Below are 17,613 nucleotides of genomic sequence, written 5' to 3' on the forward strand. Positions count from 1 at the left end.
CCGGAGGCGCTGCGACAATGTCAGGCTTGTTGACCTTGCCACGTTTGATCTTGCCCGGAGGCGCGCGCCATGACCACCCCGCCCATTCGCATCGCCATCAACGGCTTCGGGCGCATCGGGCGCACCGTGCTGCGGATCCTGATGCGCGACCGGCCCGAATTCGATCTGGTCTGTATCAACGAGATCGAGCCGCTGGAGACCTGCGCCTATCTCTTTCACTACGACAGCGTTTTCGGCCCCTGGCCGGGCACCGTAGGGACGCGGCCCGGCGCGCTGGTGCTCGACGGGCGCGAGATTCCCTTCCATGCCGCGCGCGACCTCAGCACGCTGGACCTCGCGGGCGTCGATCTGGTGCTGGAATGCACCGGCATGGCCGGCGCGCGGGCGGTGGCCGAGCGCGGGCTGGCGGCAGGCGCGGCGGCGGTGCTCGTGTCGGGACCATCCGAGGAGGCCGATATCACCGTGGTGCTGGGCGCGAACGAGGACGCGCTCGGCGATCACCGGATCATCTCGAACGCGTCCTGCACCACCAACGCGCTGGCACCGCTGGCAAAGTTGCTCGATGAAACCTATGGCATCGTCAGCGGCCAGATGACCACGGTGCATTGCTATACCGGCAGCCAGCCCACGGTGGACAAGCCGCGGGGCGCGCCCGAGCGCAGCCGTGCCGCCGCCCTGTCCATGGTGCCCACGACCACGAGCGCGCAGCGTCTTACCGGGCTGGTCCTGCCCGCGCTTGCGGGTCGGATCGAGGCACGCGCCATCCGCGTGCCGGTGGCCTCGGTTTCGTGCATCGACCTGACGGTGCAGACGCGCGACACGGTCAGCGCGGCCGCCGTGAACGCCATGCTGCGCGACGCGGCAGGGCACCGTCACTGGCTTGGCTGGACAGAGGCACCGCTGGTCTCGTCGGACCTGCGGGGGAGGCCCGAAAGCGTGATCCTGAGCGGGCCGCAAACCTCGGTCTCGGTTGGCGGTCTGCTCAGGGTGTTTGGCTGGTATGACAACGAATGGGGGTTCTCGGCGCGGCTTCTCGACATGGCCGCGCTGATCGGGCAACGGGGCCGCGCTCAGCCCGCTTCGGCCTGACGCGCGCCCGCGCGGACCGCCTTGAGTTCCTCGGCCACCAGAAAGGCCAGTTCGAGCGATTGCGAGGCGTTGAGACGCGGATCGCACGCCGTGTGATACCGCGCCGAAAGGTTCTCGTCCGACAGTGCGCGCATCCCGCCGGTGCATTCGGTCACGTCCTGCCCGGTCATCTCGAAATGCACGCCGCCGGGAATGGTGCCCTCGGCGCGGTGGATGGCAAAGAACTCCTGCACCTCGCGCAGCACCGCATCAAACGGCCGGGTCTTGTAGCCCGAGGCCGATTTGATCGTGTTGCCATGCATCGGATCACAGACCCAAAGCACCTTTGCCCCCTCTTCGCGCACGGTGCGGATGAGGCGCGGCAGATGCTCGCCCACCTTGCCCGCGCCGAAACGCGCGATGAGCGTGAGCCGCCCGGCCTCGTTCTCGGGGTTGAGCGTGGCCAAAAGACGCTTGAGATCCTCGGCGGTCGTGGTCGGGCCGCACTTGAGGCCGATGGGGTTGAGCACGCCGCGCAGGAATTCCACATGGGCGCCGTCCGGCTGACGCGTGCGGTCGCCGATCCAGAGCATGTGGCCCGACCCCGCCAGCCATTTGCCGGAGGTCGAATCGTTGCGGCACAGCGCCTCTTCGTATTCCAGCAAAAGCCCCTCATGCGAGGTGTAGAAATCGACCGTGCGCAGCGTGTGCGCGCTGTCGCTGTCCACACCCGCCGCCTTCATGAAATCGAGCGCATCGGCGATATGGTTGGCCATCTCGCGGTATTTCGCGGCCTTCTCGCTCTCGGTGAAGCCAAGGGTCCATTGATGCACCTGATGCACATCCGCGTAACCCCCCGTCGAGAAGGCGCGCAACAGGTTCAGCGTCGCCGCCGCCTGCGTATAGGCCTGCAACATCTTTTCGGGGTTGGGCATGCGCGCCTCAGGGGTGAAGGGCAATTCGTTGATGATGTCGCCCCGGTAGCTGGGCAGTTCCACGCCATCCACCACCTCGGTGGGCGCCGAGCGCGGCTTCGCGAATTGCCCCGCCATGCGGCCCACCTTCACCACCGGCACCTTGGCACCATAGGTCAGCACCATCGCCATTTGCAGCATGACCTTGAACGTGTCGCGGATCGCGTCGGCGCTGAACTGATCGAACGCCTCGGCGCAATCGCCGCCCTGGAGCAGGAACGCCTCGCCCCGCGACGCGGCCCCGAGCGCGCGCTTGAGGCGGCGCGCCTCACCTGCAAAGACGAGCGGCGGATACTGGCGCAAACGCTCCTCGACCCGGGCCAGCGCACCCGCATCGGGATAATCCGGCATCTGAACCCGCTCTTTCGCGCGCCAGCCGGTTTTATGCCATTCCGTCATCGTCAGTCTCCGCTTTGTCTATCGGTCGGGCCTCTCCTATAACCGACCACCTCGACATAGGCCATATCCCGCCCCGGTCAAAATGCGACGCGAATGCGGCGGTTTCGCTTGTGAATCGCAACCGTTTCGTGACAGTGGCAAGGTATCACGTGCCGCGACGGGGAAAAAGGCCATGATACCCGAGACAGAAACCATAGAGGTGGACGCCCCCAAGGCACCGACACGCTTTGTCTTCGTGCTGCTGGACAAGTTCACCCTGCTGAGTTTTGCCGCCGCCGTGGAATGCCTGCGCATCGCCAACCGGCTCTCGGGGCAGACGCTTTATACCTGGCTGGTGACCGGCGACAGCGACGGCGAGGTGGTGTCCTCGGCCGGGGTCCGCTTTACGGTGGATGCCCCGCTCGAAGAGTTGAACCGCGACGATATCGTGCTGGTCTGCGGCGGCATGGAGGTGCAGCGCGCGGCAAACAAGCGGATGCTCAACTGGCTGCGGCGCGAGGCGCGCCGGGGCTTGCGCATCGGCGGGCTTTGCACCGCCTCCTACGTGCTTGCCAAGGCGGGTCTGCTCGATGGCAAGCGCGCCACGATCCACTGGGAAAACCACGATGCCTTTCTGGAGGAATTCGACGAGGTGAACCTCACCAAATCGGTCTTCGTCATCGACGGCAACCGCATGAGCACGGCGGGCGGCACCTCCTCCATCGACCTGATGCTCAGCCTCATCGCCGATGTGCATGGCGAAAAGCTCGCCAATGCGGTGGCCGACCAGCAGATCTATTCCTCGATCCGCACCGATCAGGACACGCAGCGCCTTTCGGTGCCCACCCGCATCGGCGTGCGCCACCCCAAGCTGAGCCAGGTCATCCAGGCCATGGAGGCCAATATCGAAGAGCCGATCAGCCCCTCGACCCTCGCGCGGGAGGTGGGCATGTCCACGCGCCAGCTTGAGCGCCTCTTCCGGCGCTACCTCAACCGCAGCCCGAAACGCTATTATATGGAATTGCGCCTGCAAAAGGCGCGCAACCTCCTGATGCAGACCGACATGACGGTGATCAACGTGGCGCTCGCCTGCGGCTTTGCCTCGCCGTCGCATTTCTCCAAATGCTACCGCGCGCATTACCAGACCACACCCTACCGCGAGCGCGGCACGCACGGGGCGCGGCTCTCGGTCTGAAAGCGGCGCAAAGCGGGGGCCAGCCCCCGCACCCCCGGGATATTTCAGGCCAGAAGAAAGATCAGCCGGGCGTGATGCGGTAGGCCGCGCCTTGGCCCACACTCAGAAACCAGATGCTGCCATCGGGGGCCTCGCGGATGTCGCGCACGCGCGCGGTCTCGGGCGACCTGAGCCGCTCGGCCTCGGTCAGGGGCGATCCCTCCAGCCGCGAGATCAGGCCGAACTTGAGCGAGCCCACAAAGACATCGCCCCGCCACCCGGGCCAGAGCGCGCCGGAATAGACGATCATCCCCGAGGGCGCGATGGACGGATCCCAGTAATGCGCGGGCTGCTCCATCCCGTCCTTGCGCGTGCCTTCGCCGATCCGCGCGCCGGAGTAATGCCGCCCGTAAGAGATCACCGGCCAGCCGTAATTCGCGCCGCGCGTCACATGGTTGACCTCGTCGCCGCCGCGCGCGCCGTGTTCGACCACCCAGAGCCGCCCCTCCCGGTCGAGCGCCGCCCCCTGCGGGTTGCGATGGCCATAAGACCAGATTTCAGGCCGGGTGCCGGACGTGTTCACGAAAGGATTGTCCGCAGGCACGGAGCCGTCCCGCGCAATCCGGATCACCGTGCCGTTCTGGTTGGAAAGGTCCTGCGCCGTGGGCCCGTCGCCCCGATCGCCGATCGTGACAAAAAGCGTGCCGTCGCCTGCCTCGACCATCCGCGAGCCGAAATGCCGCCCGCCCGAGGAACCGGGGGCCAGTTCGAAGATCACCCGGACATCCTCGAGCCTCGCCCCGTCCTGCGTCAGGCGCGCGCGCGCCACCGCCGTGCCCGCGCCGCCCGGTTGCGGCTTCGAAAAGGTCAGGAAAATCTCGCGCGTCGCGGCGAAATCGCGTGGCACCAGCACATCGAGCAGGCCCCCCTGCCCGCGCGCCGCCACCTCGGGAACGCCCGCCACCGCGCGCGACCGGCTGCCGTCCACATGCAGGAGCCGCCCGCCGCGCTCGGTAATGAGCAGCCCGCCTGCGGGCAGGAACCCGAGCGCCCAAGGCTCGTTCAGCCCCGCCACCATCCGTGTGACCGTGATCTTTCCCGCGCTCGAGTCGAGGGCCTGTGCGGGCATCGATATGAGCAGGGCAAGGCAGAGGGCGATAAGGCGGGTCATGAGCATCTCCTTATCCAGATAGGGTAAGGCGCAATCGACAGCATTCAAGATGTCCCGGTCAAAACCAGGGCCCGGCGCGCACCGGGCCCCGACCGATTGGCTGCGACTCAGTTCAGCGCAAGATCGGTGATCGCATGGGTCCAGGCCCCTTCGGGTGCGCGCGTGATCACGGGATCGGAACCGCCCGACAGCAGCGATTGCACCGTGCGCTCATAAGCGGCCGGATCGAGCGCGCCGTTGCTGCCCGAGGTGAGCTTGGCCACCTCGCTCATCATGCGCCGCTGATGCGCCTCGGTCTGCGCGCCGGTCGCGTCATTCTCCAGCACGATATCGGCGGCGGCATCGGGGTTCTGCTCGGCCCATTTCCATCCTTTCATCGAGGCGCGCACGAACCGCACCATCCGGTCGGCAAAGGCCGGGTCGGCCAGGTTCTGTTCCAGCACGTAAAGCCCGTCCTCGAGCGTGGCCACACCCTGATCCTCGTATTTGAACACCACGAGGTCCTCGGGGGCAAAGCCCGCGTCGATCACCTGCCAGTATTCGTTATAGGTCATGGTCGAGATGCAGGCGGCCTGGTTCTGAATCAGCGGATCGACGTTGAAGCCCTGCTTGAGCACGGTCACGCCATCCGCGCCGCCTTCGGTGGAGAGGCCAAGCTGGCTCATCCAGCTCAGGAACGGAAACTCGTTGCCGAAGAACCAGACCCCGAGCGTGCGCCCGACGAAATCATCCGTCGTGGCAACGCCGCTGTCCTTGCGGCAGGTGAGCATCATGCCCGAGGACTTGAACGGCTGCGCGATGTTGACAAGTGGCAGGCCCTTTTCACGCGCCGCCAGCGCCGCGGGCATCCATTCGACGGTCACATCCGCCCCGCCGCCCGCGATCACCTGCGTGGGCGCGATATCGGGGCCGCCGGGCTTGATGGTGACGTCAAGCCCCTCCTCTTCGTAGAACCCCTGGTCGAGCGCTACGTAATAGCCCGCGAATTGCGCCTGCGTGACCCATTTCAGCTGCAACACCACCTGATCCGCCGCCGCCGCCATCCCGGCCCAAAGGCCAAGTGCCGCCGCGCCCAGTGTCATTCCCATCGGTTTCATGATCGTCCTCTCCTTGTTGGTTGTGTCGTTTCTTGATTAATTTGCACGCCCGCGCTGCGACGGGTGCCAGAAGGTCACTGACCGCTCCAGCAGGGCGACCCCGCCATAGAACGCCGAACCGGCCATCGCCGCCACAACAATCTCGGCCCAGACCAGATCGAGCGCAAGCTGTCCGACACTTGTCGAGATGCGAAACCCCATGCCCTTGATCGGCGAGCCGAAGAATTCGGCAACAATGGCCCCGATCAGCGCCAGCGTGGTGGTGATCTTGAGCCCGTTGAAGACAAAGGGCATCGCAGCGGGAAGGCGCAGCTTGACAAGTGTTTGCCAGTCGCTCGCGGCATAGGTGTGCATCAGGTCGCGCTGCATCCGGTCGCTGGCCTGAAGCCCCTGAACGGTGTTCACGAGCATGGGAAAAAACACCATGATCACCACCACCGCCGCCTTCGACTGCCAGTCGAAGCCGAACCACATGACCAGTATGGGCGCCATGCCGATGATCGGCAGCGCGGCCACGAAATTGCCCACCGGCAGAAGGCCGCGGCGCAGAAAGTCGAAGCGGTCCACCGCCAGCGCCGTGAGAAACGCCGCACCGCAGCCCAGAACATAGCCCGTGAGCGCCCCCTTGATCGCGGTCTGCACGAAATCCGCCCACAGGATATGGGTCGAGACCGCAAACCGCGCGGCGATGGCACTGGGCGGCGGCAGGATCACGGAGGGCACGCCGAGGCCCCGCACGAAACATTCCCAGATCGCCAGCAGGGTCACCCCAAAGATCACCGGGGCCGCGAGGCCGGTCGCGCGGCCCGGCGGCAGACGCGCCAGACGCACATTGATCCAGAAACCGATGGCCCATGCCGTGAAACCCGCCGCGACCCACACCATCACGCCATCCCCATCCGTCGCAGCACCACCCGCTGCACCGCGCCGATGAGCGCCACAAGCCCCGCCGCCAGCGCCGCCGCCATGAAAAGCGCGCTCCATATCTGGATGGTCTGGCCGTAATAGCTTCCCGCCAGAAGCCTCGCCCCCAGCCCCGCCACGGCACCGGTCGGCAATTCGCCCACGATCGCGCCCACCAGCGAGGCCGCCACCGCCACCTTCATCGAGGTGAAGAGATAGGGCATCGACGAGGGCAGCCGCAGTTTCCAGAACATCTGCGCGGCGCTGGCATTCCAGGTCATCATCTGGTCGATCTGCATGACGGCAGGGCTGCGCAATCCCTTGACCATTCCGACGACGACCGGAAAGAACGACAGATACATCGAAATCATCGCCTTCGGCAAAAGCCCGGATATCCCCACCGCATTCAGCACCACGATGATCATGGGCGCGATGGCAAGGATCGGAATGGTCTGGCTCGCGATCACCCAGGGCATCACGCTCATGTCCATCACCCGGTTGTAGACAATGCCCACGGCCAGCGCGATGCCAAGGCCGGTGCCGAGGCCGAAGCCCAGCAGCGTGGCCGAGAGCGTCACCCAGGAATGATGGATGAGGCTGCGCCGCGAGGTGATCTTCTGCTCGACGGTGGTCTGCCACAACTCCACCGCCACCTGATGCGGCGCGGGCAGCTTGGGCTTGTCCTGTGCCCAGGTGTCGGCGACCAGCTCGACAAGGCTCAGCTCCACCCCGGCGCGCGTCGCCCGGTCCTGCGCCCAGGCCGCGTTGAGCCAGACCGCCCCGGCATACCAGATCACCAGGAGCGCGGCGAGCACGGCAAGGACAGGCAGGACCGTGCGTCTCATGACCGCCCCGCCCCGGCTTCACTGTTCCAGAAATACTCAAATCCGCCCGCGCGGGGCGAGCGCGGATTTTTGAGTATTTCAAGAACGATGAAAGGATTTCGTGGTTTCATGCCCTCGCGGTACAGGCTGGAGAGCCGATGACCGCGAACGGTGAAAAAGGGGGCCGCACCCTTGCCCAAATCGCGGGACGGTTCCGGCAGGGGGCGGGTGCCCGCTCCCGGTCGGGCCGTTGCGGGGACGCGGTCAAGTTTCATAGGCATGACCCGCGCGCAGCCCCTCGCGCACCCGGTGCGCCACCTCGAGAAATTCGGGCGTGTCGCGGATATCAAGCGGGCGCTCGCGCGGCAGGGGGCTGTCGATCACATCGGTGATCCGCCCCGGTCGTGGCGACATCACGACGATGCGGGTGGACAGATAGACCGCCTCGGGGATGGAGTGGGTGACAAAACCGATGGTCTTGTCGGTGCGCGCCCAGAGGTGCAGGAGCTGTTCGTTGAGATGGTCGCGCACGATCTCGTCAAGCGCGCCGAAGGGTTCGTCCATCAGAAGGATATCGGCATCGAAGGCCAGCGCGCGGGCGATCGAGGCGCGCTGCTGCATTCCACCCGAAAGCTGCCAGGGGAATTTCTTCTCGAACCCTGCCAGATCGACGAGCGCCAGCACGCGCGCCACCCGCTCCTTGATCTCGGCGCGCGAAAACCCCATGATCTCGAGCGGCAGGGAGACATTGCGCCCGATGCTCCGCCAGGGATAGAGCCCCGCCGCCTGGAAGACATAGCCGTAGGCACGCGCGCGCCGCGCCGCATCGGGCGTCATGCCGTTGACGCTGAGACTGCCGCCGGTGGGCTGCTCCAGCCCCGCGATGCACCGCAGAAAGGTGGTCTTGCCGCAGCCCGAAGGGCCGATGAAGCTCACGAAATCGCCCTTGCGGATATCAAGGCTCACGCCCTTGAGCGCATGCACCGGACCGTCACCGGTCTCGAAGGTCAGGTCGAGATTGCGCGCCGCGATCACGGCCGCGACCGCATCGCGCGCCGCGCCCTGCCCCGCCATCGCCTGCGCCGTGGCAGCCCCCATGCTCAGACCCCGCTCGCCGGAATGCCGCTGCGCTCCACGGGGCGCGGCGCGGTCAGGTCCTTCCATTGCGACAGCGCCCGGTTCACCGTGCCGTTGCCCCGGCGCGCAACGAATTGCCCGTGTCCCTCGCGGCTCTGCATCGCGCCTTCGGTCACCGCCACATGCCCGCGTGTGATCGTATAGCGTGGCAGACCCTTGACCTTGTGCCCTTCGAAGACGTTGTAATCTATGGCCGAGACCTGCGCGGCGGCGGTGATGGTCTTTTCCCGTTCGGGATCCCAGACCACGATATCGGCATCCGCGCCGGGGATGAGCGCGCCCTTTTTCGGATAGCAGTTGAGGATCTTGGCCACATTGGTCGAGGTCACGGCGACAAATTCCTCGGGCGTCAGCCGCCCGGTGCCGACCCCATGCGTCCAGAGCATCGGCATCCGGTCCTCGAGCCCGCCGGTGCCGTTGGGGATCCTGGTGAAATCCCCTATGCCAAAGCGCTTCTGCGCGGTGGTGAAGGCGCAATGATCGGTGGCCACCACCGACAGCGAGCCCGCCTGCAACCCGGCCCAGAGGCTGGCCTGATGCGCCTTGTTGCGGAAGGGCGGCGACATCACGCGCCGCGCGGCATGGTCCCAGTCGGGGTGGAAATACTCGCTCTCGTCGAGCGTCAGATGCTGGATGAGCGGCTCGCCCCAGACCCGCTTGCCCTGTTGGCGCGCGCGCCGGATCGCCTCATGCGCCTCCTCGCAGGAGACATGCACCACATAAAGCGGCACACCCGCCATGTCCGCCACCATGATGGCGCGATTGACCGCCTCGCCTTCCACCTGCGGCGGGCGCGAATAGGCATGGGCCTCGGGTCCGGTATTGCCCTCGGCCAGAAGCCGCGCCGACAATTCCGCCACCACGTCGCCGTTCTCGGCATGGACCATGGCGATGCCGCCCAGTTCCGCCAGTCGGCGAAAGCTTGCGTAAAGCTCGTCGTCATTGACCATGAGCGCGCCCTTGTAGGCCATGAAATGCTTGAAGGTTGTTATGCCGCGCGTCTCGATCACGGTCTTCATCTCGTCAAAGACCTGCTCTCCCCACCATGTCACCGCCATGTGGAAGCTGTAGTCGCAATGCGCGCGGGTGGACTTGTTGTCCCACATCTGAAGGGCATCCAGCAGTCCCTGACCGGGCGAGGGCAGCGCGAAATCCACCACCATCGTCGTGCCGCCCGAGAGCGCGGCGCGCGTGCCGCTGTCGAAATCGTCGCTGGAATAGGTGCCCATGAACGGCATTTCCAGATGCGTATGCGGGTCGATGCCGCCGGGCATGACATAGCAGCCGGTAGCGTCAAGCTCGGTGCCGCCAGTCAGGCCCTCGCCGATCTCGGCGATCTGCCCCCCCTCGATCCGCAGATCGGCCTTGTAGCTGCGATCATGGGTGACGATGGTTCCGTTCCTGATGATGATGCTCATGCTGATCTCCCTGCGGGCGCGTATCGCCCTTCTCTTCCTGATGCGCGCCCGCGGTCGTTATGCCACGATCTGCGCTGTCTCGACCACGGCGTGAAACAGCACCTCGGCCCCGGCCGTGGCCCAGCGGGGGGTGATCTCCTCGGCCTCGTTGTGGCTCAGACCATCCTTGCAGGGGCACATGACCATTGTGGTCGGACAGACCTTGTTGATCCAGCACGCGTCGTGCCCGGCACCGGAAATCAGGTCGGTGTGAGAATACCCCAGACGCTCGGCCGCGCGGCGCACGCGATCCACCAGCGCGGGATCGAAGGCGGGGGGATCGAAAAAGCCCACCAGTTCCGAGGTGAATTTCACCCCGATATCGGCGCAGAGCCCCGGTGCTGTCTCGGTGAGTTCCTCCACCATGGCCTCCAGCGTCTCGAGCACGTGAGAGCGGAAATCGACCGTGAAAACAACTTTTTCGGGGATGATGTTGCGGCTGTTGGGATAGACGTCGATATGACCGATGGCCCCCACCGCATTGGGTTGATATTGCAGCGCGATCTCGTGGACAAGCTCCGTCACCCGCGCAAGCGCGCGCCCCGCGTTGCGGCGCATGTACATCGGCGTCGAGCCGGTGTGACTGCCCTTGCCGGTCACCGTGCATTCGATCCAGCGCAGCCCCTGCCCGTGGGTGACCACGCCCACATCCTTGCCCTCGGCCTCGAGAATCGGGCCCTGTTCGATATGCAGCTCGAAAAACGCGTGCATTTTCCGCGCGCCAACCGCCTCGGGGCCTTTCCAGCCGATACGCTCCAGCTCGTCGCCGAAGCGCTTGCCCTGTGCATCAAGCCGGTCATAGGCCCAATCGCGCTCGAGCACGCCCGCAAACACACCGGAGGCCAGCATCGCGGGGGCAAAGCGCGTGCCCTCCTCGTTGGTCCAGTTGGTCACCACGATGGGGTGACGCGTCCTGACATCCAGATCGTTCAGCGTGCGGATGATCTCCAGCCCCGCCAGAACCCCCAGAACCCCGTCATATTTGCCGCCCGTGGGCTGCGTGTCGAGATGGCTGCCGACATAGACCGGCAGCGCATCGGGGTCGGTGCCGGGGCGGGTGGCGAACATGGTGCCCATCTCGTCCACGCCCATGGTCATGCCCGCCGCCTCGCACCAGCTCTGGAAGAGCGCGCGGCCCTCGGCATCGGCGTCGGTCAGGGTCTGCCGGTTGTTGCCGCCTGCCACGCCGGGGCCGATCTTCGCCATTTCCATGAGGCTGTCCCAAAGCCGCTCTCCATTGATCCGAAGATTCTCGCCCGCTGCGGACATGACGCAATTCTCCTGTCATTCACGACTTGGCTTGCCGCTTTTTTACCATTTGGTAAAGTCACGATTACCAATCACTCCCGGCCTGTCAAGGCGCGCGAGAAATCCGTCAAACCCGGGGCGAGCCCCCTGATGAAGGTTACGGCAAGAATGGACCAGCCCAGCCGGAAAAGCCCGAGCCGTATTCAGCGCCAGAACCGCAAGCGCATCCTCGACGCGGCGCTCGACACGTTCTCGCAGCACGGCTATCGCGGCGCGACACTGGACCAGATCGCCGAGGCCGCAGGCCTCTCGAAGCCCAACATCCTCTACTATTTCACCGGCAAGGAGGATATTCACCTGACCCTGCTCAACCGGCTGATGCTGACATGGCTGGAGCCCTTGGAACGGATGGAGGCGGATGGCGAACCGCTTGAGGAACTTCTGGGGTATATCCGCCGCAAATTGCAGATGAGCCGCGATTTCCCACGCGAAAGCCGCCTCTTTGCCAACGAGATCCTGCAAGGCGCGCCGCGCATGGCACCGCACCTCGAAACCGGCCTGAAACCGCTTTTCGATCGCAAATGCCGATTGATCGCCGATTGGGTGAGCGCGGGGCGGATCGCGCCGGTCGATCCGGGCCACCTGATCGTGTCGATCTGGGCCACGACGCAGCACTACGCCGATTTCGAGGCGCAACTGGCGGTGCTGATGCCCGAGCGCGCCGCGCTCTGGCAAGGCGCGGAGGCCCATCTGGAGGCGATGTTCCGAAAACTGCTCACGCGTTAACGAGCGTTTAACCTTGTCGGGGCAATACTTGGGGCATGAGAGATTTCGACCCTGCCCCGCGCCCCGTCAACCCCGCCTGGTGCTCCCGGCTTTTCGGGGCACGGGCCGCGCAAACAGGCGGGGTCGTGCGCCGCAAGAAGCGCGATGTACATCGCGAGATAGGATATGAGGCCTTTGTCGCCGAGGTGCGTGCGCGCGGATTTCACCTGATCGAGTGCGGGGACCAGTATCTCGTCATCTGCCACGATGGTCATCTGCGCGTGATCTGCTGAGGCGCGGGCGAGAAAATTCGTGCGAATTTTCTCGCCAACCCGAGATTTTTCGAACGAAAAATCTCGGGGCCTCACTCTGCCGCGCAGGTACCAGGGTTGTTGGGATGCGTCGTCCAGTCCGCGTGCTGTCCCGCCACCACGCGCCCGGTGCGCGGATCGACGCTGCCAGGTGCCATCTCGACCATGGCGATGCAGCCCTCGACCGGACAGACGTTGACACAGAGGTTGCAGGCCACGCACTCCTCGTCCTTCACGGTAAAGACCCGCTCGGGCGACATGGCGATGGCCTGATGGCTGGTATCCTCGCAGGCGGCATAGCACCGTCCGCACTTGATGCACGACGCCTCGTTGATCCGCGCCTTGGTCACGTAGTTGAGGTTGAGGTTCTGCCAGTCGCTGAGGTTCGGCACAGCGCGCCCGACCAGCGCCTCGACCGAAGCCAGCCCCTTTTCGTCCAGATATTGCGACAGGCCGGAAATCATCTCCTGCACCACCTTGAAGCCGTAAGTCATCGCCGCCGTGCAGACCTGCACATTGCCCGCACCAAGCGCGATGAACTCGGCCGCGTCGCGCCATGTCGTCACCCCGCCGATGCCGGAGATCGGCAATCCGGCCAGCGAGGGCGTGCGCGCGATCTCGGCCACCATGTTGAGCGCGATGGGTTTCACCGCCGGGCCGCAATAGCCGCCATGCGCGCCCTTGCCGTCGATGGTGGGTTCGGGCGCGAAAAGATCGAGATCAACGGCCGTGATCGAATTGATCGTGTTGATCAGGCTCACCGCATCCGCGCCGCCATCCTTCGCGGCCTGTGCGGGCTTGCGGATATCGGTGATGTTGGGCGTGAGCTTGACGATCACAGGCAGGTCGGAATGGGTCTTGCACCATTCGGTGACCTGGCGCACGTAATCGGGCACCTGCCCCACCGCGCTGCCCATGCCGCGCTCGCTCATCCCGTGGGGGCAGCCGAAGTTGAGCTCCACCCCGTCGCAGCCGGTATCCTCGACCCGCTTGAGGATGTCCTTCCAGGCCCCCTCGTTCATCGGCACCATCAGGCTCACCACCAGCGCGCGGTCGGGCCAGTCGCGCTTGACGCGGGTGATCTCCTCGAGGTTGACGGAAAGCGGGCGGTCGGTGATGAGCTCGATGTTGTTCATACCCAGAAGCCGCCGATCCGCGCCCCAGACCGCGCCATAGCGCGGGCCGTTGACGTTGACGACGGGCGGGCCGTCCTCGCCGAGGGTCTTCCACACCACCCCGCCCCAGCCCGCCTCGAAGGCGCGGCGCACGTTGTATTCCTTGTCCGTGGGCGGTGCCGAGGCCAGCCAGAACGGGTTGGGAGAGGTGATCCCGATGAAAGTGGTCGTCAGATCGGCCATGGCTCAGCCCTCCGCCATCAGCGTTGCATGGATATCCTCGGCGGCATCGCGCCCTTGGGCCACCGCCGTCACCGTCAGGTCATCGCCGCCCGCCGCACAATCGCCCCCCGCCCAGATGCCGGGCAACGAGGTGCGCCCATGCCCGGTGACCGCGATCTTGCGCCCTTCCAGCGCAGGCAGGCCGACACCGTCGAGCGTCTGGCCGATGGCGCGCAGCACCTGATCGGCCGCAAGGCGGAACCGCTCTCCCGTGGGGGTCAGATCGTCATCGGTATATTCGAACTCGATCTCGCGCACGCAGCCATTGCCATGCACCGCGACGGGCTGCGCATTGGTGATGATCCGCACACCCCTCGAGGCCGCGAGATCCTGCTCGAAGCGGCTTGCGTTCATCCGCTCGCGGCTGCGCCGATAGACCAGCGTCACGTTGAGCGCGCCCAGCAGTTTCGCCTGCACCGCCGCGTCAATCGCCGTCATGCCGCCGCCGATCACCACCACGTCCCGCCCCACCGGCAGCGCGCCAAGATCGCCCGCCTGCCGCAACTCCGCGATGAAGCCGGTCGCGTCCTCCACGCCCTCCTTGTCGTCCCCTGGCGCGCCAAGCGCATTGACCCCGCCAAGACCGATCCCGAGGAAGACCGCGTCATACTCGGCGCGCAGCGCCGCGAGCGTCATCTCGCCCCCGAGCGCCGTGCCCGCGCGCAGCGTGATCCCGCCGATTTCCAGAAGCCACGCCACCTCCGCCTGGGCAAATCCCCCGGGCGTCTTGTAGGCGGCGATGCCGAACTCGTTCAGCCCGCCGGGCTTGGGCCGGTCGTCGAAGATCACCACCTCATGCCCCTTCATCGCCAGCCGGTGCGCACAGGCAAGGCCCGCTGGCCCCGCCCCCACAACCGCAACGCGCCGACCGGTGGGGGCCGCGCGCGTGAAAGGATGCCCGCCCGCCACCATGAGCGTATCGGTGGCATGGCGCTGCAACTGTCCGATCCTGACCGGCTTGCCCTCGGCCGCCTCGCGCACACAGGCCTCCTCGCAGAGCGTTTCGGTCGGGCAGACGCGGGCGCACATGCCGCCCAGGATGTTCTGCTCGAAGATCGTGACCGCCGCCGCCTGCGCCGTGCCGGTGGCGATCTGGCGAATGAAAAGCGGGATGTCGATGCTGGTGGGGCAGGCCGTGATGCAGGGCGCATCATGGCAGAAATAGCAGCGGTCCGCCTCCACCCGCGCCTCATGCGCGTCGAGCGGCGGATGCAGGTCCGAGAAATTCCGCGCATAGTCCTGCGGCGTCAGCCGCCCCGTGACAATGCCCGGCGTAAGCGCATTCGCAGCCATGTCATCCTCTCCTGTTGGTGCCGTTTCGGTGCCGTTCGGTCTGGATGCAGTATTCCACGAATCATTTTTTTATCAATCGGTAAAATTTTATGACGCGCCAAACACCTGACGTTTCAGACGCGCGCGCTGCGTCTGGAAGATCGACCGCCTGTCGCGGTCGCTGATGGACTTCTCGAAGCTGGTCGAGGTGTTCGACCGGAATGGCGTGACGTTCGTGTCGGTCACGCAGTCCTTCAACACCACCACGTCCATGGGGCGGCTGACGTTGAACATCCTGCTCAGCTTCGCGCAGTGTGAGCGTGAGTGTTGACAGACGTTTTCGGTTCGTCATTGCACGAAATCAGAGGACTGTTCTGGCTTTTCAACGAAAAACCGAAACGCCTTGAACGCGCGGGACCGGAGTTTTCGCAAAACTCCGGTCAGGAAACTTTGAAAGTTTCCTGAGTGCCCCCATTGCCGTTCCGCTCAGAGCGTGGCGTTGATCGCCCCTCCGTCAAGCAGGATGTTCTGGCCGATGATGAAGCCCGCATGCTGGCTGCAAAGAAAGGCGCACGTCGCGCCGAATTCCTCTGCCGAGCCGTAGCGGCCCGCGGGAATGGTGGCGCAGCGGCGCGCGCGCGCCTCGTCCACGGTGATCCCCTCGCGCGCGGCCACGCCCTGATCGAGCGCCACCGCCCGGTCGGTGGCGTGGATGCCGGGCAAAAGGTTGTTCATCACCACGCCCTTGCCCGCCACCTGCCGCGCGGTGCCCGCGACATAGCCCGTCAGTCCCGCGCGCGCGGCGTTCGACAGCCCCAGGATCGGGATGGGCGACTTGACCGATTGCGAGGTGATGTTGACCACCCGGCCCCAGCCCCGTTCCATCATGCCCGGCACCAGCGCCTTGATGAGCGCGATGGGCGTCAGCATGTTGGCGTCAAGCGCCTTGATGAAATCCGCACGCTCCCAGTCGGTCCACAGCCCCGGCGGCGGCCCGCCCGCATTGTTGACCAGGATATCCACATCGCCCGCCGCCTCGAGCAGCTTTGCGCGCCCCTCCTCGGAGGTCACATCGGCAGCGACCGTCACCACCCCGACGCCGAACGCCTCGCGGATGGCATCTGCTGCCGCCTCGAGCGCCTCCGCGCCCCGCGCGTTCATCACCAGATCCACGCCCGCCGCCGCCAGCGCCCGCGCGCAGCCCAGCCCAAGCCCCTTGGACGAGGCGCAAACCAACGCCCTCTTGCCCCGAATTCCCAGATCCATCCGTTATCCCTTCTGTTCTTCACCCGGAGTTAACACCCCTGGGCGGAAAATGGCCAGTGCCGCCGCCGCCGGGATTTCTTGCCGGAATTGACCCGAAGGTGCCACAATCCTATCCTAGCTTTCCGGCATCACGACGATGTCATCAGAGTCTGCCGCCATGCCCGTTTCAACCCACCTGCCCGCCCAATCCGTCCCGGTCTTCGAGGCCTGCGATCTGCGCGTGGTCAACGGTGCCAATCTCGGTGACACGCTGTCCTTTGCCGATGAGCTTGACCTTGACGACATCTACGAACTTGGGCCGCGCGCGCGCGCGCGCAGGCTCGCGCTGGTGATGGACGGGTCCGGGCCCTTCACCATCGACGCAGGCTCCGAGCTTGGCACACCCGGCGCGGCGGTTCATCTTGATTCGTGCCTGACCCTCATGCCCGCCTCCGGCAATGTGGTGGAGGTGCTGATTTTCGTCGAGACCGACCCCGAGGGTTGTGTTGCCGGCGTCTACGCCATGCCGCTTGCACATGTCGCGCCGCGCACGGGCTATGCGCTTGTCGGGATCGACCGGGCGAGCGCGCGGCAACGCTTCGCGCAGGCGGCTTGCGTCTCGTTCACGCGCGGCACCCGGATCACCATGGCCACCGGTGCGCAGGTCCCGGTCGAGGCACTCCGACCCGGGGACATGGTGCTCACGCGCGGTGACGGGCCGCAGCCGTTGCGCTGGATCGGGCAAAGCACGATGCGCGCCATCGGCGAGTTTGCCCCGGTGAGGATCACCGCCGGCACCCTCAACAACGCGCATGACCTGCTGGTCAGCCCCGATCACCGGCTGTTCATCTATCAGCGCGATGATACCCTGGGAGCCGGACGGAACGAGGTGCTGGTGCGCGCGCGCCATCTGGTCAACGGCGACACCGTGCGCTTTGAGAACGGCGGGCATGTGGATTATGTCCAGCTTCTGTTTGACCGCCACCAGATCATCTATGCCGAGGGGATCGCCGCCGAAACCCTTCTGCTCGACCCGCGCACCCGCTCCGCCCTGCCCGACGAGGCCGGGACGGGCACCGCCCCTTGCGCCGATCATGACGCGCGCGCGCATCTGCAATTCGAGATCAGCCGCGCGCTGCTCGACCACCCCAACGCCGCCGACCTGCTCAGGCGTGCGTCGACCCGGCAATAG

16 protein-coding genes and 1 pseudogene are annotated in these 17,613 nt (G+C 65.8%); 6 read left to right on the forward strand and 11 right to left on the reverse strand.

Features of this window, described 5'->3' with window-relative positions; translation table 11 throughout:
• The first annotated feature begins 69 nt into the window (after positions 1-69).
• Positions 70-1,089, forward strand: coding sequence for a type I glyceraldehyde-3-phosphate dehydrogenase (locus tag ABIE57_RS01070; RefSeq protein WP_354537128.1), 1,020 nt, complete (start codon positions 70-72; stop codon positions 1,087-1,089).
• On the opposite strand, the gene ABIE57_RS01075 is transcribed toward ABIE57_RS01070, so the two are convergent.
• On the reverse strand, positions 1,071-2,441 hold the full coding sequence (locus ABIE57_RS01075) for a class II 3-deoxy-7-phosphoheptulonate synthase (RefSeq protein WP_354537129.1): 1,371 nt from the start codon (positions 2,439-2,441) through the stop codon (positions 1,071-1,073). The two genes, ABIE57_RS01070 and ABIE57_RS01075, sit on opposite strands and share 19 nt — an antisense overlap.
• 172 nt (positions 2,442-2,613) lie before the next feature.
• Between ABIE57_RS01075 and ABIE57_RS01080 the strand changes: the two genes are divergently transcribed.
• A complete protein-coding gene (locus ABIE57_RS01080; RefSeq protein ID WP_354537130.1) occupies positions 2,614-3,615 on the forward strand; it encodes a GlxA family transcriptional regulator in 1,002 nt (333 codons plus the stop codon).
• A 61-nt stretch (positions 3,616-3,676) separates the two neighbouring features.
• On the opposite strand, the gene ABIE57_RS01085 is transcribed toward ABIE57_RS01080, so the two are convergent.
• The 7 genes from ABIE57_RS01085 to ABIE57_RS01115 all read right to left on the reverse strand — a co-directional run bounded on the left by ABIE57_RS01085 (position 3,677) and on the right by ABIE57_RS01115 (position 11,452).
• Positions 3,677-4,765 carry a PQQ-dependent sugar dehydrogenase gene (locus ABIE57_RS01085; RefSeq protein WP_354537131.1) on the reverse strand — a complete coding sequence of 363 codons (1,089 nt, stop codon included), beginning with the start codon at positions 4,763-4,765 and terminating at the stop codon, positions 3,677-3,679.
• Positions 4,766-4,872: 107 nt separating this feature from the next.
• Positions 4,873-5,853, reverse strand: coding sequence for an ABC transporter substrate-binding protein (locus ABIE57_RS01090; RefSeq protein ID WP_454281511.1), 981 nt, complete (start codon positions 5,851-5,853; stop codon positions 4,873-4,875).
• A gap of 45 nt (positions 5,854-5,898) precedes the next feature.
• On the reverse strand, positions 5,899-6,747 hold the full coding sequence (locus tag ABIE57_RS01095; protein WP_354537133.1) for an ABC transporter permease: 849 nt from the start codon (positions 6,745-6,747) through the stop codon (positions 5,899-5,901).
• A complete protein-coding gene (locus ABIE57_RS01100; RefSeq protein ID WP_354537134.1) occupies positions 6,747-7,610 on the reverse strand; it encodes an ABC transporter permease in 864 nt (287 codons plus the stop codon). Before ABIE57_RS01100 ends, ABIE57_RS01095 begins: the two co-directional genes overlap by 1 nt.
• 243 nt (positions 7,611-7,853) lie before the next feature.
• A complete protein-coding gene (locus tag ABIE57_RS01105) occupies positions 7,854-8,663 on the reverse strand; it encodes an ABC transporter ATP-binding protein (protein WP_354537371.1) in 810 nt (269 codons plus the stop codon).
• Positions 8,664-8,689: 26 nt separating this feature from the next.
• Entirely contained in the window at positions 8,690-10,144 is a 1,455-nt protein-coding gene (gene hydA / locus ABIE57_RS01110) for a dihydropyrimidinase (protein WP_354537135.1), read from the reverse strand.
• A 57-nt stretch (positions 10,145-10,201) separates the two neighbouring features.
• Positions 10,202-11,452 carry a Zn-dependent hydrolase gene (locus tag ABIE57_RS01115; protein WP_354537136.1) on the reverse strand — a complete coding sequence of 417 codons (1,251 nt, stop codon included), beginning with the start codon at positions 11,450-11,452 and terminating at the stop codon, positions 10,202-10,204.
• A gap of 147 nt (positions 11,453-11,599) precedes the next feature.
• Here ABIE57_RS01115 and ABIE57_RS01120 point away from each other — a divergent pair, with 147 nt between their 5' ends.
• Positions 11,600-12,217, forward strand: a complete 618-nt coding sequence (locus ABIE57_RS01120; protein ID WP_354537137.1) for a TetR family transcriptional regulator C-terminal domain-containing protein — start codon at positions 11,600-11,602, stop codon at positions 12,215-12,217.
• A 35-nt stretch (positions 12,218-12,252) separates the two neighbouring features.
• Positions 12,253-12,489, forward strand: coding sequence for a hypothetical protein (locus ABIE57_RS01125; protein WP_354537138.1), 237 nt, complete (start codon positions 12,253-12,255; stop codon positions 12,487-12,489).
• A 71-nt stretch (positions 12,490-12,560) separates the two neighbouring features.
• Here ABIE57_RS01125 and preA read toward each other — a convergent pair whose 3' ends face one another.
• Together preA and ABIE57_RS01135 are read right to left on the reverse strand one after the other, a co-directional pair.
• Positions 12,561-13,865, reverse strand: coding sequence for an NAD-dependent dihydropyrimidine dehydrogenase subunit PreA (gene preA / locus ABIE57_RS01130; RefSeq protein WP_354537139.1), 1,305 nt, complete (start codon positions 13,863-13,865; stop codon positions 12,561-12,563).
• 3 nt (positions 13,866-13,868) lie between these two features.
• Positions 13,869-15,197: an NAD(P)-dependent oxidoreductase gene (locus ABIE57_RS01135; protein WP_354537140.1), complete on the reverse strand. Its 1,329-nt coding sequence runs from the start codon at positions 15,195-15,197 to the stop codon at positions 13,869-13,871.
• 130 nt (positions 15,198-15,327) lie between these two features.
• Here ABIE57_RS01135 and ABIE57_RS01140 point away from each other — a divergent pair.
• Positions 15,328-15,501 (forward strand): annotated as a pseudogene (locus ABIE57_RS01140) (recombinase family protein); the annotation flags it as partial.
• Between the two features lie 161 nt (positions 15,502-15,662).
• Here ABIE57_RS01140 and ABIE57_RS01145 read toward each other — a convergent pair.
• On the reverse strand, positions 15,663-16,442 hold the full coding sequence (locus ABIE57_RS01145; RefSeq protein ID WP_354537141.1) for an SDR family oxidoreductase: 780 nt from the start codon (positions 16,440-16,442) through the stop codon (positions 15,663-15,665).
• A 157-nt stretch (positions 16,443-16,599) separates the two neighbouring features.
• On the opposite strand from ABIE57_RS01145, the gene ABIE57_RS01150 reads away from it, so the two are divergent.
• Positions 16,600-17,613 carry a Hint domain-containing protein gene (locus tag ABIE57_RS01150; RefSeq protein WP_354537142.1) on the forward strand — a complete coding sequence of 338 codons (1,014 nt, stop codon included), beginning with the start codon at positions 16,600-16,602 and terminating at the stop codon, positions 17,611-17,613.

This window comes from Roseovarius sp. MBR-6, assembly GCF_040547525.1.
GTDB lineage: Bacteria > Pseudomonadota > Alphaproteobacteria > Rhodobacterales > Rhodobacteraceae > Roseovarius.

Coding starts and splice junctions, on each gene's coding strand:
- ABIE57_RS01090 (WP_454281511.1), bottom strand. CDS start 5,853: ATGGGAATGACACTGGGCGCGGCGGCACTTGGCCTTTGGGCCGGGATG.
- preA (WP_354537139.1), bottom strand. CDS start 13,865: ATGGCCGATCTGACGACCACTTTCATCGGGATCACCTCTCCCAACCCG.
- hydA (WP_354537135.1), bottom strand. CDS start 10,144: ATGAGCATCATCATCAGGAACGGAACCATCGTCACCCATGATCGCAGC.
- ABIE57_RS01075 (WP_354537129.1), bottom strand. CDS start 2,441: ATGACGGAATGGCATAAAACCGGCTGGCGCGCGAAAGAGCGGGTTCAG.
- ABIE57_RS01100 (WP_354537134.1), bottom strand. CDS start 7,610: ATGAGACGCACGGTCCTGCCTGTCCTTGCCGTGCTCGCCGCGCTCCTG.
- ABIE57_RS01150 (WP_354537142.1), top strand. CDS start 16,600: ATGCCCGTTTCAACCCACCTGCCCGCCCAATCCGTCCCGGTCTTCGAG.
- ABIE57_RS01135 (WP_354537140.1), bottom strand. CDS start 15,197: ATGGCTGCGAATGCGCTTACGCCGGGCATTGTCACGGGGCGGCTGACG.
- ABIE57_RS01080 (WP_354537130.1), top strand. CDS start 2,614: ATGATACCCGAGACAGAAACCATAGAGGTGGACGCCCCCAAGGCACCG.
- ABIE57_RS01095 (WP_354537133.1), bottom strand. CDS start 6,747: ATGGTGTGGGTCGCGGCGGGTTTCACGGCATGGGCCATCGGTTTCTGG.
- ABIE57_RS01115 (WP_354537136.1), bottom strand. CDS start 11,452: ATGTCCGCAGCGGGCGAGAATCTTCGGATCAATGGAGAGCGGCTTTGG.
- ABIE57_RS01105 (WP_354537371.1), bottom strand. CDS start 8,663: ATGGCGGGGCAGGGCGCGGCGCGCGATGCGGTCGCGGCCGTGATCGCG.
- ABIE57_RS01145 (WP_354537141.1), bottom strand. CDS start 16,442: ATGGATCTGGGAATTCGGGGCAAGAGGGCGTTGGTTTGCGCCTCGTCC.
- ABIE57_RS01125 (WP_354537138.1), top strand. CDS start 12,253: ATGAGAGATTTCGACCCTGCCCCGCGCCCCGTCAACCCCGCCTGGTGC.
- ABIE57_RS01120 (WP_354537137.1), top strand. CDS start 11,600: ATGGACCAGCCCAGCCGGAAAAGCCCGAGCCGTATTCAGCGCCAGAAC.
- ABIE57_RS01085 (WP_354537131.1), bottom strand. CDS start 4,765: ATGACCCGCCTTATCGCCCTCTGCCTTGCCCTGCTCATATCGATGCCC.
- ABIE57_RS01070 (WP_354537128.1), top strand. CDS start 70: ATGACCACCCCGCCCATTCGCATCGCCATCAACGGCTTCGGGCGCATC.